This is a genomic window from Pseudomonas sp. NPDC089396 (assembly GCF_044749545.1).
Lineage (GTDB): Bacteria > Pseudomonadota > Gammaproteobacteria > Pseudomonadales > Pseudomonadaceae > Aquipseudomonas.
Window position 1 is genome coordinate 435,619 of the sequence record NZ_JBIVIC010000004.1, and the last position, 26,227, is coordinate 461,845.

General features: G+C 60.6%; 20 protein-coding genes and 1 pseudogene. 9 read left to right on the top strand and 12 right to left on the bottom strand.

Going from position 1 to position 26,227, the window contains the following annotated elements; all coding sequences use genetic code 11:
- Positions 1 to 20: 20 nt before the first annotated feature.
- Positions 21 to 251: pseudogene (locus ACIPZB_RS10180) on the bottom strand (site-specific integrase); the annotation flags it as partial.
- 693 nt (positions 252 to 944) lie between these two features.
- Here ACIPZB_RS10180 and ACIPZB_RS10185 point away from each other — a divergent pair.
- The gene (locus ACIPZB_RS10185; RefSeq protein WP_400640102.1) at positions 945 to 2,132 is read left to right on the top strand and encodes an NnrS family protein; all 1,188 of its coding nucleotides are present in this window, start codon (positions 945 to 947) and stop codon (positions 2,130 to 2,132) included.
- Between the two features lie 9 nt (positions 2,133 to 2,141).
- Complete coding sequence (locus tag ACIPZB_RS10190) at positions 2,142 to 2,582, top strand: CopD family copper resistance protein (RefSeq protein ID WP_400640103.1); 441 nt, start codon at positions 2,142 to 2,144, stop codon at positions 2,580 to 2,582.
- A gap of 108 nt (positions 2,583 to 2,690) precedes the next feature.
- Here the strand turns inward: ACIPZB_RS10190 and ACIPZB_RS10195 are convergent, their stop codons facing one another.
- Both ACIPZB_RS10195 and ACIPZB_RS10200 read right to left on the bottom strand, forming a co-directional pair.
- Positions 2,691 to 8,120 carry a hypothetical protein gene (locus ACIPZB_RS10195; RefSeq protein WP_400640104.1) on the bottom strand — a complete coding sequence of 1,810 codons (5,430 nt, stop codon included), beginning with the start codon at positions 8,118 to 8,120 and terminating at the stop codon, positions 2,691 to 2,693.
- An 11-nt stretch (positions 8,121 to 8,131) separates the two neighbouring features.
- Positions 8,132 to 13,366, bottom strand: coding sequence for a hypothetical protein (locus tag ACIPZB_RS10200; protein ID WP_400640105.1), 5,235 nt, complete (start codon positions 13,364 to 13,366; stop codon positions 8,132 to 8,134).
- Between the two features lie 319 nt (positions 13,367 to 13,685).
- Between ACIPZB_RS10200 and ACIPZB_RS10205 the strand changes: the two genes are divergently transcribed.
- The 3 genes from ACIPZB_RS10205 to ACIPZB_RS10215 all read left to right on the top strand — a co-directional run bounded on the left by ACIPZB_RS10205 (position 13,686) and on the right by ACIPZB_RS10215 (position 15,192).
- Positions 13,686 to 14,114: an anti-virulence regulator CigR family protein gene (locus tag ACIPZB_RS10205; RefSeq protein WP_400640106.1), complete on the top strand. Its 429-nt coding sequence runs from the start codon at positions 13,686 to 13,688 to the stop codon at positions 14,112 to 14,114.
- A gap of 168 nt (positions 14,115 to 14,282) precedes the next feature.
- Positions 14,283 to 14,651: a hypothetical protein gene (locus tag ACIPZB_RS10210; RefSeq protein ID WP_400640107.1), complete on the top strand. Its 369-nt coding sequence runs from the start codon at positions 14,283 to 14,285 to the stop codon at positions 14,649 to 14,651.
- Between the two features lie 181 nt (positions 14,652 to 14,832).
- The gene (locus ACIPZB_RS10215) at positions 14,833 to 15,192 is read left to right on the top strand and encodes a hypothetical protein (protein WP_400640108.1); all 360 of its coding nucleotides are present in this window, start codon (positions 14,833 to 14,835) and stop codon (positions 15,190 to 15,192) included.
- A gap of 22 nt (positions 15,193 to 15,214) precedes the next feature.
- On the opposite strand, the gene osmE is transcribed toward ACIPZB_RS10215, so the two are convergent.
- Positions 15,215 to 15,577: an osmotically-inducible lipoprotein OsmE gene (gene osmE / locus ACIPZB_RS10220; protein ID WP_008095652.1), complete on the bottom strand. Its 363-nt coding sequence runs from the start codon at positions 15,575 to 15,577 to the stop codon at positions 15,215 to 15,217.
- Positions 15,578 to 15,720: 143 nt separating this feature from the next.
- On the bottom strand, positions 15,721 to 15,939 hold the full coding sequence (locus tag ACIPZB_RS10225) for a hypothetical protein (RefSeq protein WP_400640109.1): 219 nt from the start codon (positions 15,937 to 15,939) through the stop codon (positions 15,721 to 15,723).
- A 191-nt stretch (positions 15,940 to 16,130) separates the two neighbouring features.
- Between ACIPZB_RS10225 and ACIPZB_RS10230 the strand changes: the two genes are divergently transcribed.
- Entirely contained in the window at positions 16,131 to 16,919 is a 789-nt protein-coding gene (locus tag ACIPZB_RS10230) for a lipopolysaccharide biosynthesis protein (protein ID WP_400640110.1), read from the top strand.
- An 86-nt stretch (positions 16,920 to 17,005) separates the two neighbouring features.
- Positions 17,006 to 17,506, top strand: coding sequence for a methylated-DNA--[protein]-cysteine S-methyltransferase (locus tag ACIPZB_RS10235; protein WP_400640140.1), 501 nt, complete (start codon positions 17,006 to 17,008; stop codon positions 17,504 to 17,506).
- Positions 17,507 to 17,525: 19 nt separating this feature from the next.
- On the opposite strand, the gene ACIPZB_RS10240 is transcribed toward ACIPZB_RS10235, so the two are convergent.
- Positions 17,526 to 18,041 (bottom strand): DUF3016 domain-containing protein, encoded by a 516-nt coding sequence (locus tag ACIPZB_RS10240; protein WP_008095644.1) that lies wholly within the window; start codon positions 18,039 to 18,041, stop codon positions 17,526 to 17,528.
- A gap of 74 nt (positions 18,042 to 18,115) precedes the next feature.
- Between ACIPZB_RS10240 and ACIPZB_RS10245 the strand changes: the two genes are divergently transcribed.
- Positions 18,116 to 18,805 (top strand): metallophosphoesterase, encoded by a 690-nt coding sequence (locus tag ACIPZB_RS10245; RefSeq protein WP_400640111.1) that lies wholly within the window; start codon positions 18,116 to 18,118, stop codon positions 18,803 to 18,805.
- Between the two features lie 156 nt (positions 18,806 to 18,961).
- Here the strand turns inward: ACIPZB_RS10245 and ACIPZB_RS10250 are convergent, their stop codons facing one another.
- A complete protein-coding gene (locus ACIPZB_RS10250; RefSeq protein ID WP_400640112.1) occupies positions 18,962 to 19,087 on the bottom strand; it encodes a hypothetical protein in 126 nt (41 codons plus the stop codon).
- A 297-nt stretch (positions 19,088 to 19,384) separates the two neighbouring features.
- Between ACIPZB_RS10250 and ACIPZB_RS10255 the strand changes: the two genes are divergently transcribed.
- Positions 19,385 to 20,008 carry a LysE family translocator gene (locus ACIPZB_RS10255; RefSeq protein ID WP_400640113.1) on the top strand — a complete coding sequence of 208 codons (624 nt, stop codon included), beginning with the start codon at positions 19,385 to 19,387 and terminating at the stop codon, positions 20,006 to 20,008.
- On the opposite strand, the gene ACIPZB_RS10260 is transcribed toward ACIPZB_RS10255, so the two are convergent.
- From ACIPZB_RS10260 to hbdH, 5 genes are all read right to left on the bottom strand, one after another.
- Positions 20,005 to 22,374: an autotransporter outer membrane beta-barrel domain-containing protein gene (locus ACIPZB_RS10260; RefSeq protein WP_400640114.1), complete on the bottom strand. Its 2,370-nt coding sequence runs from the start codon at positions 22,372 to 22,374 to the stop codon at positions 20,005 to 20,007. The two genes, ACIPZB_RS10255 and ACIPZB_RS10260, sit on opposite strands and share 4 nt — an antisense overlap.
- Positions 22,375 to 22,509: 135 nt before the next feature.
- The gene (locus ACIPZB_RS10265) at positions 22,510 to 22,785 is read right to left on the bottom strand and encodes a peptidylprolyl isomerase (protein WP_008095636.1); all 276 of its coding nucleotides are present in this window, start codon (positions 22,783 to 22,785) and stop codon (positions 22,510 to 22,512) included.
- A gap of 37 nt (positions 22,786 to 22,822) precedes the next feature.
- The gene (locus ACIPZB_RS10270) at positions 22,823 to 24,781 is read right to left on the bottom strand and encodes an acetoacetate--CoA ligase (RefSeq protein WP_400640115.1); all 1,959 of its coding nucleotides are present in this window, start codon (positions 24,779 to 24,781) and stop codon (positions 22,823 to 22,825) included.
- A 128-nt stretch (positions 24,782 to 24,909) separates the two neighbouring features.
- On the bottom strand, positions 24,910 to 25,389 hold the full coding sequence (gene eco, locus ACIPZB_RS10275; protein WP_400640116.1) for a serine protease inhibitor ecotin: 480 nt from the start codon (positions 25,387 to 25,389) through the stop codon (positions 24,910 to 24,912).
- Positions 25,390 to 25,444: 55 nt separating this feature from the next.
- Positions 25,445 to 26,215, bottom strand: coding sequence for a 3-hydroxybutyrate dehydrogenase (hbdH, locus tag ACIPZB_RS10280; RefSeq protein WP_400640117.1), 771 nt, complete (start codon positions 26,213 to 26,215; stop codon positions 25,445 to 25,447).
- Positions 26,216 to 26,227: the final 12 nt, after the last annotated feature.

Sequence of the window (26,227 nt, forward strand, 5' to 3'; positions counted from 1 at the left end):
AGGGCTTACCTATCAGTAACTTACGACGCTGGATTTTCAGCTGATACCGATTTGATACCAATCTTGAGTGTTTCCAGCTCGCTCCAGTCGGAGCTTGAGTTGAGCCAACGGGCATACGTCGACAGCAGCATCTGAACGCTGTGACCCAGCTGTTGGGCGATAAATGCGGGGTTGAGGCCGGACATTGAGCGTATTGTCGCATAGGTGTGACGGCAGTTGTATGGGGGGCGACGCTTGATCCCCAATTCCTTGGGGAGACCTAGGGCGCGCGGGTGGGCTTGGTCCGTTACGTAGAGCTCACGAGGGCATACACCCGATGGACTCAAGCAGGATCCGCTCAAACATCGCCCAGGAGGGCTGGGAATTGCTGTCGCGGCACCCGATGGTGGGAGCACTGTCTTGCACAATTTCTAAAAGTTGACGCGATTCCTGTGGGAGCGGGCTTGCCGGCGATGGGGCCGGTACTGACAGAAGTCCTTTGGACAGGTGGCAGCTTTGGATCGATAGCAGCCCAGACCTGATCGTGGCCTTGAGGGCCAGCTGTTTCCCTCACCACGCATCCATGGTGGGGTGCGGCAGGATGTTGGAATGGGAATTGCTGTGATTCAGAAACATTGCTCACAGTGCAGAGGCAACAATGACTCAGGATGACTGCTATTACATGATCTTCGTTGTTGCTGCTGTACTGATCTTGGATCTGTTAGCGACTTTAGTGTTTCTGAAGCTCCTCGTTTGACCCACTCGCGGGCTCAGCCACACCCCGAACCGGGGCATCTTGGCAATTTGTTCCGAGAAGGGGTAATACAAACGCCCGGCGCTCGGTGTTCTGCCCGGTAGGGTAGATACCCACTGCGGATACCTCTTCCTTGTGATCACTCCTTGACGTCGATCACGGGTGGCACAGCTGGATTTGGCATGATGCCAATGCCGCTGGAGGATGAAACATGCAGATTCTCGATGCACGCAAGGCCATGCGCGTACCACCGCTGTTTCGGCTCGGCTTCAGACCTTTCTTCCTGCTGGGCAGCCTGCTCGCGCTTTTAGCGATTCCTCTCTGGATCACCGCATTGCTGGGTACGCAGGCTCTGCCACAGCCCATGGGCGGATGGCTGGCCTGGCATCGCCATGAGCTGGTGTTCGGCTTCGCCGGTGCCATCATCGCCGGCTTCCTGCTCACCGCAGTACAAACCTGGACGGGCCAGCCCAGCCTGTCCGGCAAGCCTCTGGCCGCTTTGGTGGCCATCTGGGTGCTGTCCCGGCTGGCCTGGTGGCTGGGTTCGCCCGCATTGCTGATCCTGGCCAACCTAGCGTTCCTGGTCGCGGCGACAGGGGTCATGGCTCGCCTGCTCTGGGCGGTGCGTCAGCGCCGCAACTACCCGGTTGTCGCCGTGCTGGCACTGTTCACGTTGGCCGACCTGCTGGCACTCGTCGGGGTTGCTCAGGGGCAGGATAGCTGGCAGCGGCAGGGCGTCTGGGCCTCCGTCTGGCTGGTGGCGGCGATGATGGGGTTGATCGGTGGCCGGGTGATTCCCTTCTTCACGCAACGCGGATTGGGGCGGGCGGCCATGGTCCAGCCCTGGCCTTGGCTGGACTGGGCACTGCTGGGGCTCACCGCGTTGCTGGCCGTCCTGTATGCCGCCGGTGCAGGACTGGCGCCGCAGCCATGGCTCGTGTTGCCATTCGCCGCGCTGGCGCTCGGTCATGGCATCCGCCTGGTGCGCTGGTTCGACGCCGGCCTGCTGCGCCTGCCGCTGCTGTGGTCGCTGCATCTGGCCTATGGGTGGATTGTCGTTGCCTGCATGGGCATGGCGCTGTGGCATGGCGGGCTGATCGCCAGCGCCAGCCAGGCGCTGCATGCGCTGACAGTCGGAGCCACGGGCGGCATGATTCTGGCGATGTTGGCGCGGGTGTCGCTGGGGCATACCGGCAGGCCGCTGGAATTGCCTCCCGGGATGGCCCTGGCCTTCTTGCTACTCAACCTGGGAGGTCTGATCCGCGTCTTCGGCGTCGGCTTCCTGTATGTGCCGTCGCTGTGGCTGTCGGCCACCTGCTGGGCCTGCGCCTTCGGCCTGTACCTCTATCGCTACGCCCCCATGCTCTGTCGCACCCGCGCCGACGGTCATCCCGGATGAGGAGCTGAAATGGTCTATCTGCTGCTGAAGTTCGCTCACCTGGCCGCTGCCGCCTTCTTCATCGGTGGCGTGTTCTTCGAAGTGATGATCCTTAGCCGGGCTGCCCGCAGCCTGGAACCCGGGCCGCGCGAGCAGCTGTCCAGGGCGCTGGGGCAACGGGCGCGCAAGGTCATGCACTGGGTGGTGCTGGTGCTGTTTGGGGCCGGCCTGGGGTTGGCCTGGCATTATCGCGCCGCGCTGGCCGAGCCCTTCGCCAGCAGCTTCGGTACGCTACTGACGGTGAAGATCTGCCTGGCCGTGAGCATCCTCGGGCATTTCCTCGGCGTGGTCTTCCTGATGCGCACCGGCCGCATGACCCCGGCACGTTCACGGCTGATCCACCTCAGCGTGTTGGTGCAGATGCTGGGCATCCTGTTCCTGGCCAAGGCGATGTTTCTGCTGAGCGGGTAGGTTCCGTCAGCCCCGGTCTTCGGCGCTTGCTGTGACCAACGTGAAGCCCAGCAGATAGGTCCACCGTGCAGCACCCCATCTCCTTTTGTGCTTCAGCAAAGACCGCTGTCACTTCTTCCATATGTAAGTTTGTTGCCAGGCATCACCCTCGCTGTTGAACAGCCGGGCTTCTGCCTGGTTGGCGTTGCCAGGCCAGTCGAGTAGCTGCGCAACCAGGCAGTCGCCTGCCGCCAACAGTTCCAGAACTTGGATATTGCCATCGTGGGTGACGCGACAACTGCCATGGTTTCTGTTATCGAACAGTTTTGGGGGGGGCAGATTTCCATCGACATACCAGCCCAGTTGCGGATCGATCTGCAGGTTGACCCATGGTTTACTGGCCGCAGACTTCAGTCTCAGGCTGATCTTCTGCCCCGAGAACGCCGAAACACGCTGGGCCCATTGCTCCTTTTCCCAGTCCTGCCCTATGCCAAGGATTGGCATCGGCCCGAGAAATTCTGGCGTCCAGCGAATGCTGGCCTCAACAGGCGTATCGTCCTGGCTCTCGGGGAACATCAATTCGAGCATCGCTTCCCAGTTTGAGGGTGCCGGCGAAAGGGTGGCACGATGAAATCGGTAGAGGTAGCCGACATGTTTGGAACTCTGCCAGTTGATCTGCCCCGGGTTGCTGGTCATGAAAGAGGTGAAGACGATTTGCGGTGAGGGCGTAGCGTCGGTTATTGCTGGTCGTGTGGGCTTGTACACATGCTTGAGTCTGCCTAGCGGTTCGCCGGCCTGTGGGGTGGCAACATCATGCACCGCTTCAAATACCAGTAGCAGGTGGAAGCTGGCGGACTCGACCTCAAAGCGCTCTTCCAGACTAGCGTTGTAGTCACCTGCGCTTACTGGGTTGATCAACAGGTCGCGCGAGATGCTTTCCTTCTTCAACTCTTTGGCTTTGCTGCTGCTGCGGAACATAGCCAGCGTCCTCTGCCGACTTTCCTCCAACCATACGTTCTCCTGGGCGAAGGACAGGTTGCGATAAGGCGTTGCAATGAAGGTCAGCCAGTGGCTTTCGCTATAGTCGCTGAGCAACACCGGGCTTAGGCTGGCATTCACTTGGGGCATTGTGCTGCTGGTAAGTAGCAGGTTGATCGGTGTGTCCTGCTTGCATTCGTTCAGGCTCAGGCGAATAGCGCTTGCGTATGGTGAATAGGTCCTGCGGGTTATCCAGCGCTGGTTAGCGGGTCCTGGCGAGATCGCCTGAACCACCACCTGCAGCCCCCAGAACTGCTCTGAATCATTGTTCCAGCCGCCTTTGTGCCAACTGCAGATCAGCCGGCGTGGCTCGCTGCATGCAATGGCGAGGTCGTCGGGCCTGAATACAGCGGACGGGGCAGTCACGGGATCGGTAGCCGTATCGGCCACAACCTTCAAAGCAAGGTTGAAGCTGCCCGCGGCAACGCTCAGACAGAAGTCCTGCGCTACCCAGTCGTTACCATCCGGACGGCGCTGGAGGGTGGCAACCTGGTTGTCTTGGTCCAGGGTGATTTTCTCGATACCCGCATGCTCGGTCCAGCGCGGGTCGGGCTCTAGCATCCTGCGCAGGCGTACCCTGGCCATGACCCAGTACTGAAATACATCGGTACCGTGAGGGCGGACCATGATCGCTGTCTGTGCCACCTTTGCATTGCGGTCCAGATCATAAGTCAGGCCGAACGGGGCGTCAGCGGTGATCCCCCAGTCCAGCGCGCGATCGGGCTTGGCGTCCTGCTGAGCAGCGCGACCTTTACCCAGGCTATAAGCACTGGGATAGGGCAGGCTCATGGACTGGGTGTTGTTGCCAGTATTCCTCGGCCCGGCATGAAACAAAGGGTTGGGGCCTATCTCGTAGACGTGACTGAGGCGCGTGCCCTGCAAGTCGACTTCGATGCTCTCGCCAACACCTCCCAAGCGTACGCCGGCTTCGGTGCGATACAGAATATCGTCAAGCTCCAGTACCGCCGCATTGGTACTGGTCTGCCATCGTTGCTGATCATCCACCTGGTAGGTGCGCACCAGTGGATGAACTCGCCGTACGCGGGGGGGCGACAGGCGCAGGCTGCGGTCGGCCCAATCGACCCAGGCGGGAATCAGGCCACCGACACCGACTACCTGGAGATGTTGTTCCTTGGGCACGAACAGCCACTCCTCGAAGCGCCACAATGGCCGCATCAGGCAAGCTGAATAGTTGGCACCATGGTCGCGGGGAAGGCGATAGCTGGAGAGAATCCTTGGCTGTTTCATCGCCAGACGCAGCCCGCGTGTGGCATCCAGTTCGTCCTCCAGTCGATAGACGATGCTGTCACGGGTCGACTCGGTTCCTAGGAAAGGCCCGGCCCAGTCTTCCAGACGCCCGTCGGCCAAGGTCGGATGGGCGAAGGCCAGCGGGTAACCGGTCCAGTGCCATTCGTGGCGTTCGATGTAGAGCCCACTGAGCAGTTCGCTCACGATACCGCCTTGATGTTCGAGCACCGCTTGTACGTTGTTGCCGTTCTTGCCCACACGGGTGCTGTCGCTAATCTGTTTCAACACGTGAGTGGCAGTGGTCCAGTCAGGGGTGCGCAGGCATTCAAACCAATGTTCGCTGCTGTTGAAGTAGTGAAAGGTTCCTGAGGGATCTATCCAGTCCTGACGTTTGTCCAGTGTCTCGATACGGGCCAGCGGTCCACTGAAGAACTTATCGGGGATAAGGCTCATGAACGTGGCCCTGACGAACCAGCCTGCTGCCAGGGAAATGTGCAGTTCATTATTGGCAGTGACGGTTGCACCGGCCTTTTTCGGGTTATCGACGTATTTGACCAGCAACGGCACTGCAGCGATGTAGCCACTGCTTACGTCCAGCTTTGGTTCGATCAGCAGACGCTGAGGCTGCCGGATGTTGGAGCTGTCATCATGGAACAGTAGTTCAACGCCGAACGCACGTACGGCGGGATGGCGCACTGTACCTTCTGCGGTGGCATCCGCTTTGCGGGTAAGCAGGTCATGCTGCAGTTGCTTGATCTTGGAGGGTTGTTCCAGCAGAGTTAAATCATCGCAGTAATCATTTTGGCCAGCCGTTCGTGCCGCCCAGTCTGCTTCCAGCCAACGCTCGATGACACGGGGGGTGGCATCGGGGCCATTCAAGTTGAGGCGCAATTGGGAGAGACCACCGCGCCACTCTTTTGTGTTAGGTCGGATCAAGGCGATCCGCGGCAGATCGGTGATCTGTTGTTGCACTTGGTAGGCCATGGCGCGAGATTCATTGCCATAGCGATCGCACTGTGCGCCAACATCACGCTTGTCGATTGCAACATGCGGTACGCCCGGTGGTACACGCGACAGGTAGCGCACTATCGAGAGTGTGGCGTTGGCGTCCGCCAGCGCTTCTTTGGCGGGTAGCAACTCGCGACATTTCGTATCGGCACTTAGCGCTTCGACGAGTATGCGCCCGGCATTGGACAGGGCACTTGCAACGGTGCAATACGTTACACCGTAAGCAAGTTTTGGCAGATAGAACGGAGAGCCTGGTGTATTCGCTTGTCCTTCTGGCCAATAGAATTCCAGCGCCAGATTGGCCTGTACATCATTTTCTAGTGGCGGGCTATCGACGACCTTGTCCAACAAACGCGCGCACAACGGTAAACCACTGTAATTGAAACTGGCTGTTTGCCGGCCATTCTCACGGGTGGCACCCACGGTTTCGTGGAACTCCTGCAGTGCGCCTTGCGTTTCGAAGGGTTTCCACAGCGCAGCGCCGTCCCTGACTCGACAGGCAACGTTCGTAATCCAGGCGCTACCAAGTTCGTCTTTCAAGTGGAAAACGTTGTGGTCGTCCTGGTACCCGGCGCCTACCGCGATGGCATAGCCGCGCAAGTCTTTGTTGGTCTTCGCTTCGTCCATCTGGCTTGCCGCCAACGCGAACTGAATGCTCAGGTCGCCATCTTCGGCCAGCATGCCGAGCCGTGGCGGTTGAAGTTTGCCCAAATAGGTATCGAGTACAGATTGCAGCAGCGGCGGGACATTCTCTGGCTGACTATCCAGCAAGACGGCAAAAAACGCCTGAGCGTAGAAGTGACTCAGTGGTGAAAGTTGCACGCCGGGCGGTGGTGTCCAGGTCTCGATGCTGGCAGCCAGAGTGGGGTTGACGTGAAGGTGTTCTATACAGACTTGGAGTACGTGCAAATTCATCATCTGACTCACATCGCCAGGATGCAAGTTAGGCAATATCGCTAGGTACAGTGCATCGAACTCCTCTACCGGAGGATGGGCCGTGTGGTAGTTCACTACGCAGGCTGCGAGCCATGCTGCGTAGAGCCTCGGTGCGCTCTGCGCGTTGGTCAGGCAGTCCTTGAAGGCTGCGACTGTCGCATGAGTCCCAGGTTGGCTTAACGGCTGTTGGACGTGATTTACCATCTGGTCGCCGACAGTGGAGAGCAGCGGGGAAAGTGTCTGGCACAAATCTGCCAGGGTAGAGGGCAGCCGCTCTGTAGCCTGCCGTGCAACGAGTTTGGAAACTTCTTCGATAAACAGCCTTAGGGTGAGCGTTGCCGGTCTGTCCAGAAAGAGCAGGAAATTGTCCTGCGTGAAGCCAAGTTCGCGAGCCCAGTGTGTCAGATGTACGCTACCTGGTGCGGGTCGCATGCGCTGCTCGCCACTGCCCAACAATCGCACCAGGCAGGCCTCCAGTGTGAGTGTGGACAGACGCGATTTCCAGGACGGCTCCCCCGCAACATCAAGCGCCTCGCAAGCCTTGAGCAGCTCATCCAGCATCGTGCCCAGAACGCTGACTGGGCTCAGTACGGGAGCGACGTCATTGATCCGCGCCAATGCGCCGCCGGGTACTTCCTGCCCCAGGCCTATCGCGGGAGTAGTAGCGCAGCAGGTGGGCGTGTTGCTGACCACCGAGAAGGTGAAGGTAGGCAGGGTGCGGGTCTCGGGCACCTGTGCCTGAGCGAACGACAACGCATAGTGATATTCAACCTGAGGGGAGTGCGAAGCCAAATCAATGCTGTCAGGGGTGAACCTGATCCTCTCCCCACCGATCACTGCGTTAAATTCCGGAACCAGCCCTTGGATCTCATTGAGCGGCGCAGGCGTGCTGACGATCACTGTGGTGCCGAGCACATCGCTGGACAGCTTTGCCGGAAGGTGACTCAGTGGGGCTATTGCGTCGACCAGGGTGATACCGGCGCCTGCATCCAGATCTTGGGTGGATCTGCTCAGGGGCTGATCTTTGGTGCGCTGCTTGATCTGCGCTTGCAAGCCGTTACGTACTGGATCATGCACCGTTTGGTGCAGCAGTGGCGTGAAACTGCCAAGCGTGCCCGGCAGCGTGCCAGTCACCACCCACCAGTGATCAACCTCCAGGCGCCAAGGAAAGAACAGATTGCCGGTGGTGACCCAGAAACTGTCGTCGATCAGGGCCGTTCCATCATCGGAACGAGGCATTACCCAATTTACTGCGTAATCGACTTCGCCTGCGGGGTCGGGTTTCGCGGTTTCGCGGCTGCAGTGCAGCAGCCAACTGTAGTTGGGCATTGTCTTTTCCCCTAGATAGTCTGTTCCACCGTGCGACTGACACGTACGCTGTAGCACCAGCAAATTTCTATTTCGACATCGATCCGACCGCGGCCCTTCATATCGCTGCCAGATTGGTGTTCGACCTCCAGAGCAAGGGCCAGGTAGGCATTGAGGTAGCCGAGCAGGCGGGCGCTGCCTTTGACGTAAAGCCCGGCAACAAAAGTATTCCCCGAGGAGCTGATGGACGCCTCGACAAAAAGGCGTACGTCATACGAGCCTGTCGCGACACTGGCCAAGGTAAAGCTGCGGCTTGAGCCCAGGGTCACGGCGACCGAAGCTTCGTACCATGGCTCCAGGTCCGATGAGTTGTGCTTGGGCCTGAGGCCCGCCCTGGCATTGAGCCAACCCCCACCCCCGTACGGCCCCACCTGCATGAACACCGGCGAGGCCTTGGTGCCAAGGTCGAAGCCGCTGTCGATGGTCATTTGCCCGTTTACGACACGCACCGCGAACAATGACTTGATGGTGGCTCGGCCAATCGACACGGTGCCCAGCGTGTAGGGGCCGATAGCACTCTGCTGGCACAAACTGACACCAATCGGTCGGCCATCGGCGCCGTTTTCGACCTTGACTCCCTCCGGCAACTTGGGCATTTCGCTTTGCAACAGTTGGGTGATGAACAGCAAGGCCGGATGGGGTTCAACGTTGCGAGGGTCAAGGTCGAACTGAAAACCTCCGGCGTCGTTATAACGCACTGCGGCATCGCGAAAAGTTACCAGCGGCTGGCCACCGAAGTTGAGAATCCAGTCGCCGGCAAAGCGGGCATCGGTATGGCTGACAAGGCTGTTCTCTGTGGCCTGTAGCTGAGAACTCACCTTCAACTGTGGCTGCTTGATATCCAGGCTGAACCCGGCAACCTCGAACAGCGCTTCGGTGGTGCTGAATTGATGATCGATATCTACCCGGGCCGAGGCACTGCGCTTTTGCGGGTCTACCTGGTGGCTCACGCGGATTGCACCCGCGGGCATGTTTTGCAAAGTGAATTTTTCCAGTAAATGCGCAAAGTCCAGGCCGGCTTTCTGAATGATGTCGCGAAAGTCTGTGCCGTTAACCTTGTCCTCCAGCATCTTCAAGCTGCCGTCAAAGTGCTGCACGGGGAGTGTCATGCCCAGATCCTGGATACCACTTTCAAGTTCACGTAAGCGCGCCACGAAAGGTGAAGTTTCGATCTGGGTCTTCAAGTCATCGAAGACACACTCGATGCGGTCCGTATTGATGGTGAAATGGGGGACTTGCGGGGGGTCGATCAGTAACTTGGTCAGCTTGATGGCAGAGCCCGCGCTACTGACGACGTTGGTGATGGATTCGGCATAGTGGGCGGTCGCTTCATCAAGCAAGCGGGTGGCCTGATCTGCTACTTGTTCTCGTAGTTCGTTGGCAAGGCCCTGGACCTGCGTGTCGATTGCCTCGAACAGACTGTTGATCGCGCTGCAGTTGATAAGATCGATGGTGTTGAGCAAGATTTCTTGTTCGTCCGTCAGGGCCTTGATTACACGTGTATTGCTAGTGGCCAGGAACTCCCCTAACAGTTGTCGACTATCGATCAGCAGCGTTGCCAGTGCACTCAAAGATTTATCGAGCGGGGCGGTTTTCAGCATTTCTCGATAGTCATGGACTAACCCAATAGCAGGATCACGGCAGGCGCGAATGAAATCGGCCAGGTACCCAAGCATCTTGTCGCAGAGGCTACGTACTTGCGCGCTTGCGGTGGCTTTTGCCGCGACCAGCGCGTCTTCCAGGTCCTTTTCAAATTGCGGTGCCAGCGTCTCCACTGCCTCGGCGAAAGAGCTCAGGGTGCCGGCTAACAGGTCCAGTTCATGTTGGAAAACAGCCAGCTTTGAGCTGGCGGGATTTTCGTACCGCTCCCAGAGCGGCAGCAGTTGGCTCACTTCTTCACGGGCGCTGTGAAATACCTTGGTGAACAAGTCCGGGGCGCGCCCTCGCGGGCCCTCGACAGGAAGGTCCTGTTTGAAGAGTTTCAGCGCATACATTGCCTGCTGCAGAGTCGCTCGAGATTGATCGAGCCCTTGCTGAAATTGCTCGCCTGCCATTTTCAATAGTGGATGCAGCGTGCCTTGGCTAACCAGCGAAGCCAGCTTGATTTGTGCCGCTTCCATTGGCCCATCCAGTGCCGCCAGGCGGGTGTCGATATAAGTGACCCACTGATTGATTTGCTGCTCGACGTTAGCATCCCACGGTAGGTTGAGCATTGCATCGATCTGGGCTAGACGTGCGCGCAGGTCAGCCGTACTTGGCCAGGCACTGCGCAAGACATCGAGGCGTTCGACTTCACTGCTCAGACCACTGGCGAGGCTCCTGAGGGGCCGAGCCACTTGCTGTAGGAAGAAGCGCAAATCGCTCAGCTCGTTGAGCGCCAGAGTCAGCATGGACTCACCGGTGTCGGCAGCGTTTGCGTCGACCTTTTTGATGAGCGACTCGAGCCTTGGCAGCGCGCCATCAGCCAGTTTGACAATGCTGGTTTCGAGGAAAGCGGGGGAGAGTATCGCTTCAAGCCAGCGTCGAGCGTCCTTCACTTGCGCATTGACCACGTCAGCAATCAGCGCGATCTGCTGACTGACCCCACTGCAGGTAGTGTCGACAAGTGCCTTGGCCTGGCCGAAACTGCGGTTGACCTCGTCCTTGAGGCGCTTCTTGAAGGTTTCACAGTCGCTGATCCCGACATTCTCCCAGAGGGTGCGGGCATCGTTGGCGACACGTTTGATAATCCCGTCGAGGTTGCGTGCCGCGGCGCCGTACTGGGCAACCGTGCGCAGCAAGTCGGCTGCGGCCGCGTTACTGGCGCTTGTGAGGTCGAGCCGGGTGGTATCGCCGGATCTTTCAATATGTACCGTACGCAGCAAGGCCATCATTGCCTTGTCAGAGCGTCCGTGAGCGATGTTGGTTTGGCCTTGTGGCGTCACCCGTTGGGCAAAACGCGGATCCTCTACCGCCGCGAGGTGCACCCCGGGCAAGTGCTTGGCCTTCAGGTCGACGGAGGCTGCATCAGCAATGATGCCCAGCGTTTTGCTTGCTGGACGGTCAATGCCGGGCACCGATTCCCAGCGTTGCGGGTCGGCTGACCCTCCTGGCTCGGTGTTGCTGTAGAAATAGACATCTTCGGGGTGCTCATGCCAATGGTTGACTTGGCCTGCGCTGGCGTCGAAGGTGACGGGCCCCAGCCACGGCTTGACGTAAAAGCCGCTGGTATCACCGGGGTTGAACAAGGCGATTTCATAGCCGCTGGGGTTGCTGCGGTCGCGTCCCCAGGCGCCGTTGACATAAATTCGGGTGGTGGCGAAACAATAAGAGCGCAAGCTGCCATGGCGGTAGTCGTCAACCCGGCCTTCCTCGGCGAACAACCGGTCAGGCTCTAGAATTTCGATGTACTCCTCCAGCTTGCGCAAGATCGGCCGACCATGATGGGGAGCACTGGCCTGCTCACCTTTGAACTGGTCGCTGGGGACCGTGCTGCGCCCATACACCACCACATGACGGGCCAGGTTCCATGCAGCTGCGATGCGCCCTATGCGACTCTTCACGATACGCCAGGCCTGGCCATCGCTGGTGTTGACCTCAAAGGTGGTACGGCCGTTGTCGAATGAGGCCTTCATGTTGCCTGTCGCGCCCAAGGCCGAAAGGGTCAAGTCACCCAGGCAGACGCTGGTAGTCTTCGGGTTGCGTAATACTGCTTCGAGTTCCGAGGCGAACTCCAAGGTGTACAGCAAGCCAATGGGTAACTGGCGCGCAGTTTTGATGTCGGCTGCAGTCTGGGGCATGTACGCTTCATACCAGTCCTGATCGAGAAAACGTTCCGGGACCTCGTCTACGGCCAGGGGAAATACCGGCAAGGCACCTTCGCGGGTGGAGCGAAAGTGGGCGCTGAGGTTTTCAGTCAGGTTCAGCGCATTGTTGGGAGCGGCGGCATCGCTGAGGCGAAAGGCTGCCAGGCGCGTACTCAATGACGCCCTGTTGGCCAGGTGCACAAGTCGTAGCTGTCGGTAGCGTTGTAGCAACTGATCTCGCCTGCCCGAGTCAGCCGCACACCAAGCTGCCAAGGTATCGCTCAGCGAGCTACTCAGACAGGCTGGCACCGTTCCGAGGTTGCCCTGGAAATAGTCCGGTGGCAAAGACACTGCCGGTTTACCCATCTGCTCGCTGACTTCGCCGATTCTGATGGTCCGGGTCGAATGCTCGTTACGTTGATAGTTGAGCTCCAGCGGATATCCCAGTTCGACGCTCATGCTTTCCAGCTGTGCATTCCTGAGTACCGAGAGCAGGTCGCCGGGATGCACGGTGTAGCGACGTAGCATGGTCCCGGGGCTGACCTGCAGACGGACCGGGGGAGAAAAGCGTTGGGCGATTGGCTGACTGTCGTCGATGGGTGAATGCGCTGCGCCCCCCCAGAAACGAATGCCTCGCTCCATGGCCTCACCGATGGCCGGGGGGGGCAGTATCAACTTGACAGTCGGCACCGCGAAACGCCATTGCGCGCCTTCGCTGTCGTTGCTCATCCACACGGCGAGCAGTTCGCCGGCTTGCAGGTCGAACGCCGGCAAGTGCCAGGCAGCGAGCGAAAACGGTGAGTGCGAGACCTGAATGTTGAGCTTGGACTGCGACGCAGGGACCGGTGTCGCATAGAGACGCATGATCCACACTGCGTCGCGGTCTGCTGCGCGATTCTGGTATTCCACATCCAGATAGAACGTTGCGGATTGTGTATCGTACGGGAGCGTGATCTTCTCGCCCATGTGGCCGACGAAGCTGTCCCACTCCCGCTCTACCTCGCTGGCCGACATGTTTTGCAGGGCTGCGTGTAGCTCTGGTTTCTTGGGGTAGACCGGGCTTAGTTGGGCCTGGCTCAGCTGCAGGCGTACGAAGCTGTAGTAGTCCGCGCTTTCGCGAATGTCCAGATTGGCGCTATGGCCTGACGCGGCGAACTTAAACGAAAGACCATCGATATACACCTCAGCAGGCGCGCTGTTCAATTTCAATCCGTTACCAGCCCAAGAGACATCGGAGACCTGTGCCGGGATAGGATTGAACGATAAGGTCGCGGCGTTATTCAGCTCGAGGCGAAGCTCCAGCGCACCGCTGCCAATATCGAAGCTTGGCAACAGGCTGATCCTGCTGCTACGACGCATTTGCGCCAATCCACCCTCAACCTCGTCGACATGTTTTCTCCAGTCCGTTTTGAAGGTGGTCATGGCGTTGACTCCTGCTAGTGAAGGGCGACAGGGCCTGTGTCGGACGAGCGCCGCTCAGGCCAATCACTGACGAATGCAGGCAGTTCTGTCAGGTGATTTATCGGACTTTAGTTCAGCCGCTGTTCGGCGCCAGCGAGAGGTTTACTGGCAAGAGATATTTATTGCCAGTGTGGAAGGCGGGGAAGGGGCCCGGCCCTGAACGAGGATTCGCCCAGGGAGTGAACTTGACCGTTATCCCAGCAGTCAAAACCGCGGTACTTAGCGATGTTTCGAGCATCGTCTAGCGTGCAGAGACTTCCCATCACGCAAGGAAACATCAATGGCGACGCGTCGATTTGCCGTTGCAGCAGTCACTTCAATTGCATTGGCACTGGGCCCTTGCCTGGCATTAGCGGACCCCGGTAAAGGCAAGGGACAAGGCCACGGAAACTCCGGTGGAAACAAGAACAGCGCCGCTTACGATTATAAGCATGGAGCGCCTTCAATAGATCGAGGTGATGTACTTGGCATCCTGAGCGGATACCGCAGCTACTGGACGCCGGGGAAAGCGTTGCCCCCGGGTATCAAGAAAAACCTGGCTCGCGGAAAGCCCCTACCGCCCGGTATCGCCAAGAAGCTCGATGGCAGATTGATAAGCCAGCTTCCCTACTATGAGGGCTACGAGTGGATGCAAGCGGGCGCCGACCTGATACTCGTGGCCGTTGCCACCGGGATCATCTATGAGGTACTGGATCGCGCGCTGGATTGAGTGAGCGAAGCGCTGCCGCTTCCAAGAGCGCTCTCTGACTCATATAGCAAACAAGAATATTACCCACACACTACGAGGGGTAATATGGGTGATCACAAAACTAAAACAAGGGTTACACGCATTCGCTATCTTGTTCGACCTTTTTGATGGGGGCCAGGAGTGTGTCGCGTGAAGCGCTCAACGCCGCTAGCAAGCGCAATAGTGATGTCGGCCTTTGCAACGATCTTCATGACGGGATGTGCACAAAACCCTGATGTTCGGGCGGGCCACGATTACACCTCAGGCACCACCGAAAGAAGCGCACCTGATTACCTGGGGTGCGTAAAAGGCGAATTGCAGAGCGATGCAACTACGTTCGAAGTCGGAACAGGTGATTCGGTCAAGCTCTTCGTCGATAGCACGGATCCTGACAAGGCCAACGGCCTGATAGAAGTGCAGGGGTCCGGTGCCCATCGGCAATTCACAGCCTATCAACGGGATGCCTGGTATGACCATGGCCGACTGCTCGATGCTGCGCTGATGTGCAAGAAGGCCTAGCGGCTGTTCCTGTAGCACGGTAGAACAAAAAGCCCGCCCTCTGGAGTGCGGGCTTTTTGTGATGGGTGCTGATCCATCAGCGCCGTGGATTCTACGGGAGTTGTCGGCGTTTTGAATTCGACGGAAGTCTTGCGTGTGCACTACCTTGGTTGATTAGTACTTTGCCAAGAGCGTGGTTAAAATGCGTCAGGTCCTTCTCGGTCAATTGCAAATGCTCAATTTTCGTATTCTTTTCTGTGCCGCTCTGGGTGTCAGCCTGGTGGGTTGTGCCAATCCCGGCAAGCCGACGGCCAGCAAGCTTACTCACAAGACGCCCAGCGAATATGCGGCGTGTGTGTTGCCAAAATGGCAGGCAGTGGCACCGCTCACCACGCAGAAGTCCATCGCCCATGGCTACCGGCTGATTGCGCCCAGCGCGGTCACTTCGGACGAGGTGCTGGAAGTCGTCGAGTACCGCGAAGGTAGCCGTGCCACCTTCTACAAAGGGAGTTTCCTGTCGGGCGACAAACTGCGCCGGGCCGCAAGGGATTGTCTGGAGTGATCCCTGGCGACCCGCGCGGTCGCTAGTAACCAGAACCTCCCACACCGCCCATGCTTGGCAGCGGCTGCCTGGCCCGGTATTGCGCATTGCTCCATTCGGCACAGGTCATGAAATCGGTCTTGTCGACCTTGCCGTTGGCGTCGAAGCTGACGTTGAAGGGTTGTTTCTGGCCTGACTTGGCCAGCATGTAGTCGAAACACGTACCCGGTACGACTGTGCGGTCTGACACTGCATCGGGCTTGCCACCGATTTGCATGACCTGATCCTTGCTCATCCCGGTATTCACTTTCGACACCAGCGGGTTGTCCTGGTAGAGCGAGGCGTTGGTTGAGCACCCGGCCAACGCTGACAAGGCGAACATCAGTGCGTATGTCGATTTGTTCATGACAGTGCTCCCGTATTGAGAACGCCGGAAAGGCACTTCATCGATCCAGTCGGCTCTTCATCATACGCTTGTGCTGCAGCCCCCGGCGTTTGATCAGCAGGGGGCAGCAACAGGTCCGGACACTGGCTGATCTATTGGCCGGTTCAATGCCCCGGCAGTGGTTGCTCGATATTCTTGTTCAAGCGCTGGCATTGCAGTTCTGCAGCAGTCTTGCTGGGGTAACTGGGTTTGAGGCGCTCCTTCGCCTGGTTGTCATAGATGTCGAAGCCACCGCATACGGTCGCCGCGTAATACCTGCTACCGACGCGAAAAGACTCCTTTTCGATCGGCACAGCCGGAACGATAACGAATCTTGGTTGCATGTTTCGTGCCTCCCCAGGCAGAGACCTAAGTATTAGTTCGTGCGTGGGTAACCATCAAGGTTGCTCATGAATATTTGGACTTGCGAAATAAGACTCATTAGTCGCAGTCTGTAAGCGTTTTGTAAAAGAGTTCTCCGAAGGCTCTGGGGCGCGTATCCTGTTGAAATAATTCAGACCTGATGATGTACCTGATGAACCCACTTCCGTCGCAGCTCAATGCGCAACGCGGGGCGTTCTCCAGTTTCGAGGCGTGTCGCAATACCCAGAAAGGCCCCGTGATCATTCTTGCCTCGGGCGCTTCTGCCAAACAATTCCCGTTGGCAGAGTTCGCTCACCTGCCAGTGATTGCCATGAATGGTTCAGTCTCACTTACCGCAGCGTGTGGCGTGAAACCGTTCTTTTATGTCTGCACCGACAAGAGCTTTCGCAAGCAACAACCGGCACTGTTTGCCCAGGCCTTGCGCGACAGCCAACGCCTGGCGCTGTGGCCGGAACAGTTCGTCGATGCCGACGTGCCCCCCGATACACAGTGCTATCCCTTGCACAAGGCCGACAACCCAGGCGTGCTGGATGGCTTGCGTGGGTATGGCGACAGGCATGTCTGCAACCGTTCGATATGGAGCAAACGGGCGCGTTCGATCGCCTTCAGCAAGGACATGTCGAGCGGCTACTACGATGCGCGCACGGTGGCTTACGTCGCCCTGCAGCTGGCTTATCACCTGGGTTTCGAGCAGGTGCTGCTGGTGGGCGTGGATCTCGACCAGAATGCGGGTCGCTTTTATGAGAACGGCACGGGGGAGCGTTCGCCTTGTGGGCTCGATCAGCACTGGGATAGCCGCATCCTGCCGTCGCTGACCTTGATGGCCCAGCAGGTGGTAAACGAGCATTTCCGTGTCTACAACCTGTCTGCGACCTCGCGCATTCCCCCCTCGTTGATCCCCAGGATCGACCTGGCTGAAGCACGTCGCATCGCTATCTGAGGATTTGCCGCACAAGAAACGGAGTGCGCCAGCCAGCGTGCGGCGTTAGAGTGCGCAGAACGTGTTTTGCCATGGAAAACCGCTCTATGTCTTGCGCCTTCACGCTTTTGCAATCCCCTGTCGGCACCTTGACGCTGGTGTCTCGCGGCGAACGGCTTGCTGCCGTGCTGTGGGAAGAAGAGCGTGAAAACCGCGTGCGCCTGGGTGAACTGCACCGGGATGACCAGCGCCCGATCTTGCGCGAGACAGCGCGACAGTTGGGCGAGTACTTCGCCGGCACCCGCCAGCGCTTCGAACTTGCGCTGGATTTTGCCGGCACCGAGTTCCAGCGCCAGGTGTGGGCCGCGTTGTTGACCATACCTTTTGGCCAGACCCGAAGTTACAGCGATATCGCCCGGCAGATCGGCAACCCCAGCGCCGTGCGAGCGGTGGGTGCGGCCAACGGGCGCAACCCGATTTCGATCATCGCGCCATGCCACCGGGTGATCGGAGCCTCCGGTAGCCTGACCGGGTTCGCCGGTGGTTTGCCGGCCAAGCAGTACCTGCTGGCACTGGAAGGGCGCCAGAGCCTGGCCCTGGACTTCTGACCGACGCTCCACGGGCCACTCACGTGGCCGGGTGCGGGGCGAAGCGCTGGCGGAACCAGTCGTTCAGCATGGCCTTCTCGGCGTACAGGCGGTCATTGCTGCTGGCCATGCGGCCTGGGCGGCTGAGGTACATCTTGTCGCTGACCCGCTCCTGGGCTTGTTGATCCGGTTTGCCGGGCTGGCTGAGCGTGTAGCTGAGGTCGATGGTCGGCCAGGTGATATCGCGCATGAAACGCACATCGTAGGCGCGGCTGTGCCACGGCTCGAAACGACCGGCCAGGTCTATGTCACGGATGTCGATCACCAGTTGCTGGCCTGGCTGCAGGTAGCGCTGGCCAAGCGTCTGCAGGTACTGGGTGAGGGTTTTCATCACGTAGTCGTCGGCGCCGCGTTCGTAGCCGGCGCTGTCCAGGCTTGCGTCGCGGAATTTTTCCGGGTGATCGAAACGCACCTCGACCTGCGCAGGTGAGGTGCCTTGTGCCATGCTGTTGAGAGAGAGCGCCATGAGCACGGCACACACCAGAGTGTTACGCATGATGCACCTCCGGGGCGTACTGCGTTTCGCTCCATTTTACGCCTGCCCGGATGCGGCAGCTGAGGAAGATTGTAATGAGCCGGTTTCGGCGGATAGCCGCCAACAGCAAGGGACGCGACCTGGCCGTCGGCGACATCCACGGCCATTTTCAGCGCCTGCAACAGTGCCTGGATCAAGCGGGTTTCGACCCTGAAACGGACCGCTTGATCAGTGTCGGCGACCTGGTCGACCGCGGCCCGCACAGCGCCGAAGCGTTGGCGTGGCTGGCCAAACCCTGGTTCCACGCCGTGCAGGGCAATCATGAGTCGTTGGCGATTACCTACCTGTACGGAGGGCGCCTTGACCTGGAGATGTACCGTGCGGCCGGGGGCGGCTGGTTCCTCGATCTGCCCAGGCATGAGCAGGAAGTGTTCGTCGAACAGTTCCTGCAACTGCCCATTGCCCTGGAGGTTCAGACATCAGCCGGGTTGGTCGGCGTGCTGCATGCAGACAGCCCGTTCAATGACTGGGCCGCCTTGCGAGAGAGCCTGCTGTTCGATGACGACGCCCGTGTTCGGGAGGTTTGCCAATGGTCTCGGCAGCGCCTCAAGGACGGTGATACCGAGCCCGTCGCAGGGCTGCGAGCCTTGCTGGTCGGGCACACGCCGGTGCTGCAGGCCAAGCGGTTGGGCAATGTCTGGCACCTGGACACCGGCGGCTGGGCCAGTGGCCATTTCACCTTGCTGGACCTGGCGAGCCTGACGGTGGTCACCCCCGCAGCGTGACCTCGGCAAAACGGGGAAGGCGCCTTGGGCTGCGCCTCCCCAAGGCCTTGCGCTACCTGCTGCTACAGGGATTGCAAGGCAATGCTGGCGGTCTGCGAGTTTTGTTGACTATCGGCGTCCATCCACACCCATTGGGTACCGTCACCCTGCAGGTTCTCATTGATGCTCTGGAGGACGAGGTGGTGATATTGAGGTGCAGGTGGCCACGTCGCCGGAGCCGAGGGTAATGCGCTGGCCGCCGTTCCAGTTGATCCGTGCGGCGCTGATGCCGATGCTATCCATGTTGTAAGTCCCTATACCGTGTCGAGAGGACAGGTGCCGTCACTGCGCTTCCATTGCGCAGGGCTCCTTGCACCTGGGCACGTGTTTCGTGCCAAGAGCAGGTATAGATCGACCGCGGCGGGTAGCTGATATTGTTTGGCTCTCGGTGCTCGCGGCGCTTCAAGCGAACCGCGATAGGTGCCTTGCCAAGCCGTGTGGCACCGGGGTTGGGGCCCGTACAGTTTTTGCTGCTGGCTGTATCTTGACCCTGCAGCCGCTAGTCGTCTGAATGTGAGCCTGAACATCAGGAATACCCAAATGGATCTCTCGAGCCTGTTGCTTTTCATCCCTGCCTGCTTCGCCCTGAACATGGCGCCGGGGCCGAACAACCTGCTGTCGCTGCATAACGCCAGCCGTTACGGGCTGCGCGTGGCCTGTGTGGCCGGTGGCGGGCGCCTGGTCGCCTTCAGCGGCATGATCGCCCTGGCGGCCATGGGCCTTGCCGTGGTGTTGCACACCAGCGAATACCTGTTCCTGGCAATCAAGGTGGTTGGCGCGGCCTACCTGTTCTACATCGCCTGGCAACTGTGGCGCGCCCCCGTGGGCGAGGCGGTGGTGGCCAGCGACCATCCCCGCGGTACCTGGCGCTTGGCGCGCCAGGAATTCTGGGTGGCAGCCGGCAACCCGAAGGCCATTTTGATCTTCACCGCCTTCCTGCCGCAGTTCGTTTCGGTGGGCAGCGCCACGCCGGTGAGTGAGCAGTTCCTCTGGCTGGGTGTGCTGTTCCTGCTGCTGGAATGGGCGGCGATTGCCATCTACGCGGGGCTGGGCGCCTACCTGCAGCGCTGGTTCAGCCAGCCCGGTCCGCGCCGGCTGTTCAACCGGGTCAGTGCCTCGCTGCTGGGTTGTGCCGGGCTCGGGCTGCTGGCCGCACGCCGCTAGAACTGCCAGCGCACCCCCAGGTTCACGCCGCTGGCTTCCTGCTGGCGGCTGTCCAGGTTGCTGCTGTACTGCACGCCGCCGTGCAGACTCAGCGCCGGGTTGACCTGGGCGACCACGCCCCCTTCGAGCTGTACCGAGGTGTAGCGGTAATCGGTCTTGATCTTGTCCGCGCCATCGAACGTCAGCGTGTCGCGGCCCCCATCGCCGTGCCACAGGTTGAGCTGTGCGTAAGGCTGCAGCAAATGCCCACCGCGGCCTGTGAAGGCGCCCTCCAGACGCATCCCCAGCCGTCCGGTCAGTTCGACCTGGGCGTCATGACTGACATGCGAAACGCTGTCGTTGGCACTGTCCAGCGAAACTTTCTGGGCAATCAATTGGCCCTGCGGTTCCAGGCTCCAGCGCTCGGACAAGCTGATCGGATAGCCGGTTTCCAGCGAGGCGGTCCAGGCATCGCCGTCGATGTTCAATTTATCGCCGCGATCGGAGCGGGCACGCCCGTCCAGACGGGTGTATTGCAGCACCGCATCGAGGTACCACCGCTCTGGCCCAACCAGCGTCCAGTACCCGCCGACGCTGTCGCCATCGAGCCTCAGGTCACCGACACTGCGGTCCTCCATCGCCAGGGCAAACCCTTTGATGTCGCCTTCCAGACGACTGTGGCTGACATATACGCCGACATGCTGGCGATAACCCCCGTCACTGACCTTGGCATACAGGTCCTGGCCGACCTTGAAGCCATACAGGTCGCCGTCCAGGCTCGGGGCGACCGTGCCACTCCATTGCTGGCGCAGGTTGCCGCCATACGCCTGGCCCCAGCTGGCTGGCACGCCGCCCTGGCCTTGGAGCAGCTGCTGGTCGCCCTGGCGCTGGTGGAAGGTGCCGAGGGCCTGGCGGGCGATGATCGCGGCGCCGCGGGGCGCGGCGGCGTAAACGGGCACTTCGGGCCGGTACAGCGGCAAGCTGGCAGCAGCGACCGGAGACGGCAGATCGGGCTGGCCCGGCGCGGGGGCCGCGACGGGCGGTGTTGCGGCGGGCTGCTCGGTCGGCGTCCCCGGGTCCTCGGGCGGAACGCCAGGCTCCTCGATCGGCGTGCCAGGCTCCGGAGGTGTAGGTGCCGGCGTTGCTGCTGGTGCGGGTGGCGCTACCAGCGTCGAACGCAGATACCAGCTGTTTTCGGAGCCTGCGGTGACCCCGCCCTTGAACAACCGGTAATCATAGGCGCCTGCCGACAGCGTCTGGGTCTGGACGAAGGCGGTGTTGCTGCTGGTGGCGCCGTCCCGCGCCTCGACCACCTGGATGCCGTTTTGCGGCGTCGCAGCACCCGCGCCCCCGAGGTTGTTGACCAGCAGGCGGGTGCTGCCACCGATGGCGCCCTGGCTGACCACCAGCCGGTCGGAAGGCGCGCCATCACCGGCCAGCACGCTGTTGACCCGCAACACGCCGTCGTTGCCTTGGTAATCGCCATTGATGGTGAGCCGGCCCTGGGCGTCATTACCGCTGCCGAGGTCGATCGTGCCGGCGTTGACGACCGTCGCTCGTTGCCCCTGGGTGAATGCCGCCACGGTGCCCTGACGAGAGAACAAGGTGCTGGTGGCATCGAGGTTCAACGACCCTTTGCCACTGTTGGCGTCCCCCAGGACAAGGCTGTCATCGAGGGTGAGGCGACTGTTTTCGCCTACGTTGACTGTTTCCCAATTGGGGTACAGGGCGCCGCCGACGATTTCGCTGTTGGCAAAGCGCAGACTGTCATTGCCATCGCCACCGTCAAGGGTGGCGGTCAAGGTGCTGGCGTCGAGGTTGCTGATCGTCGCCTGATCATCCCCCAGGCCCATGTCGACGCGGCCCTTGATGCTGCCGCCGGACCAGCTGAAGACGTCACTCCCGGCGCTGGCAAGGACATTGCCGCTCAGTGTCCCACCCGTGATAGAGATGTTGTCCACGCCACCACTGGTGCTGATGTTGCCGCCGATGGTGCCACCGCGCAGGATGATGGTGTCATTGCCGAATCCGCTCACCAGGTTGCCATCGATCGACGTGGCGACGGCCGTGTCCTGGGACATCTCGAAAAAGTTGTCGGCGAGCTTGAGGTCCACTCGGCCGATGCGCCCGCCGCTGAAAATGGCCCGGTCGCCATCTTCGAATGCGCCGACGATGCGCCCATCTGACATGTTGAACGTGTCAAAGCTTTCACCCTGGTTCAACGACTGGACCGTACCGCCAGTCATGGTGAAGTCATCGATGGCCTGGGTCTGCACCACGGCCCCCAAGGTATCGCCGGCGGAAACCCGCAGGTCCTGGGCATGGCCAAGCAGGGGCAGGGTGAGCAGAGGTAGAGCGGCAGGCGCGAGCAGGCGTGAATAACGCATCGGCAGGTCTCCGAGTCCATGTGGGATGGACCACTGCTGGAACCGCGCCATTGGGCGCGGTTCCGGCCCTGCCGGAGTTGTAGAAAATTACCGGATAACCAGCAACTGGCAATAATGCTAGGTGGCCAAGCGCTATCAGTCGCGATAGAACGTTTGCACCAGGTGATAACCGAACTTGCTCTTGATCGGTCCATGCACCACACGCAAGGGTTTCTTGAAGATCACCTGGTCGATGGCACCCACCAATTGCCCAGGGCGTACTTCGCCCAGGTCGCCGCCGCGCTTGCCCGACGGGCAGGTGGAGAATTTCTTCGCCAGCACGTCGAAGGCCTCGCCGTTGGCGATACGCTGCTTGAGCTTTTCGGCTTCGTCAGCGGTCTTGACCAGGATGTGACGGGCTTGAGCTTTCATGGGACACCTGTGCTTCGGGGCAAAAAAAAGGCCGCCATTATGCCTGATCACGCAGCTCCGTGCGGTCGCGAAACTGCTCCAGCGCCTCGGGATTGGCCAGCGCGTCGGTATTCTTCACGGGCAGGCCGTGCACCACGTTGCGGATGGCCAGCTCCACCAGCTTGCCACTGACGGTGCGCGGCATGTCATTGACCTGGACGATCACGGCCGGCACATGGCGCGGGGTAGTGTATTGGCGGATCACCTGGCGAATGCGCTGGCGCAGCGGCTCGTCGAGCTGCAGGCCCTCACGCAGGCGCACGAACAGCACCACCCGGACATCGCCTTGCCAATCCTGGCCGATGGCCACGCTTTCCAGTACCTGCTCGACCTTTTCCACCTGGCGGTAGATTTCCGCCGTGCCAATGCGCACCCCGCCAGGGTTGAGCACGGCATCGGAGCGGCCATGGATGACCATGCCGCCGCTGGTGCGAAGTTCGGCATAGTCGCCTTGCGCCCAGACCCCGGGAAACTGGCTGAAGTAGGCCTCGAAGTAACGGCTGCCATCCTCGTCATGCCAGAACCCAAGGGGCATCGATGGGAAGCTTCGGGTACACACCAGCTCGCCTTTTTCTCCGATCACCGGCTGGCCGTGCTCGTTCCAGACCTCCACGGCCATGCCCAGGCCCTTGCAGGTGATCTCGCCACGGCGCACCGGCAGGGTCGGGTTGCCCAGCACGAAGCAAGACACGATGTCGGTGCCGCCAGACATCGACGCCAGGCACAGGTCGCACTTGATCTTGCCGTATACATAGTCGTAGGTGTGGGGCGACAGCGGCGAGCCCGTGGAGAGCAACAGCCTCAAGGTGTCCAGGCGATGACTGTGCCTTGGATGCAAGCCTTGCTGTTCCAGGGTGGCCAGGTACTTGGCGCTGGTGCCGAATGCGTGGATGCCTTCGGCGTCGATCAGGTCCATCAGGCGTTCGGCGCCTGGGTGCAATGGCGAGCCGTCATACAGCACCAGCGTGGCGCCGACGGCCAGGCCGCTGGCCAGCCAGTTCCACATCATCCAGCCGCAGGTGGTGTAGTAGAACAGCACCTCGTCGGCCTTGAGGTCGTTGTGCAGGCCGTGTTCCTTGAGGTGCTGCAGCAGTACACCGCCAGCACGGTGGACGATGCACTTGGGCACGCCAGTGGTGCCGCTGGAGTAGAGAATGTACAGCGGGTGGTCGAACGGCAGCGGGGTGAAGACGGGGACACCACCTGGCTGATAGACGTCATCCCACAGGCTGACCTGGGCTGCATTGAAGTCCTCGGCACGGGTGTGCTCGCGGGTGTAGGGCACCACGATCAGCTGTGCAAGCCCCGGTAGCTGCGCGCAGACCTGATTGATCTTGTCGACCTGGTCGATCACCTTGCCGGCGTATTGGTAGCCCGCGCAGACGATCAACAGCTTCGGCTCGATCTGGCCGAAACGGTCGATGATGCCGTGCACGCCGAACTCCGGCGAGCAGCCCGACCAGACCGCGCCGAGGCTTGTGCAGGCCAGCATCGCGACCAGGGTTTCCCAGGTATTGGGCATGACCGCGGCAATGCGGTCGCCCGGCACGATGCCCATGGCCTTGAAGGCCTGCTGCAACCCGGCGACCTCGGTGGCCAGCTGTGCATGGCTGAAAGACCGGCGCCGGCCGTCCTCGCGCACGGCAATCACGGCTGGGCGGTCGTCACGGCGGCGCAACAGGTGTTCGGCGAAGTTCAGCGTGGCATCGGCGAACCAGCGGGCATCCGGCATCTGCGTGCCGTCGCTGAGCACCTGGGTGGGCGGGGTATGCCAAAGGACCTGGAAGTAATCGGCAAGGGTCTGCCAGAAGGCTGCACGCTGCTCGATGCTCCAGCGGTGCAGGTCAGCGTAGTCATCGAGCTGCAGGTTGTAGCGCAGGTTGACCCAGCGGCGGAAGGCATCCATCCGGCTGGCTTTGATCTGCGCCGGGGAGGGGCGCCAGAGCACATCGTTCATGCCGAACCTCCAGACGTGGGGCCGGGCCCTGTAGGGGCGGGGCTGGCGGATAGCGACACCCGCGAAGTGGGCGCGGAATTCACGGCCTCTTCGCGGATGAATCCGCTCCTACAGGATAGCGGGGATGCTTACTCCGCCTTGGCCTTTTGCACGTCCTCGGAGGCCGACCATACGCGGTAGCGTACTTCGACGCCCTCCGGCACATAGACCACGACGGGCAACTTGCTGTTGTAGCGCAGCATGAAACCTTCGCCGACCACAGGCACGAAAGCCTCGGTCTTCTTGCCATCCGGGCAGGCCATCAGGGTGCTGGCCGGGCCACCGACCTTGTCCAGGCGGTAGTAGGTGTAGCCCCAGCCTTCCAGGGTACGTTCCTCCAGGCTGCCTGCCAGACGTTGACGGTTGCAGTCGACCTGCAAGGTCTTGCCCGCCAGAATTTCAAGCTTGCGGGCCGACTCATCGGACTGTGCCGGCAGGTGGATCACCTGCCGGGTAAAGCCTTTTTCGGCCTCAGGGTAGGGCGCGACGTCTTTCAGGCTGGCGGCCATCACCGGGGCGGCAGCCGCCAGGGCCAGGGCGAACATCGCGGACATTTGGGTTGGGCGCATAGGGCCTCCTTGCAATTGAACGGGTGCAAGACCGCCGCCAGGCCCAGGCTGCCCGTCATTGGGCCAACCAGCCGCCATCGACGTTCCAGGCGGCGCCGCGGACCTGGCTTGCGGCCTCGCTGCACAGGAATAGTACCAGCTCGCCCAGGTGCTCGGGGGTGACGAAGGACAACGACGGTTGCTTCTCTGCCAGCAGATCCTGTTGCGCTTGTTGCGTGTCGATGCCCTTGGCGGCGCGATCGTCGATCTGCTTCTGCACCAGCGGGGTCAGCACCCAACCCGGGCAGATGGCGTTGCACGTGACGTTGCTGGTGGCGGTTTCCAGGCCCACCACCTTGGTCAGGCCAACCACCCCATGCTTGGCTGCCACATAGGCCGCCTTGCCGGTGGAACCGACCAACCCGTGCACCGAGGCAATGTTGACGATCCGCCCCCAGTTGCGCGCACGCATGCCGGGCAGGGCCAGGCGCGTGCCATGGAACACGGCCGACAGGTTCAGGGCGATGATCTTGTCCCAGCTTTCCACCGGGAACTGCTCGACCGGCGCCACATGCTGGATGCCGGCGTTGTTGACGAGGATGTCGACGCCGCCGAATTCCCGTTCGGCCAAGGCGAACAACGCCTCGATCTGTGCGACATCGGACAGGTCGGCCGGGTGGTGCGCAACCTTCACTCCGTGCTCGGCAATGGCGGACAAGGCCGGTTTCGGGTCGCCGAACCCGTTGAGCAGGATATTCGCGCCGGCGCGCGCCAGTGCCTGGGCAATCCCCAGACCGATGCCGCTGGTGGAGCCGGTAACCAGTGCAGTCTTGCCTTTGAGTGTCATGCAAACATCTCC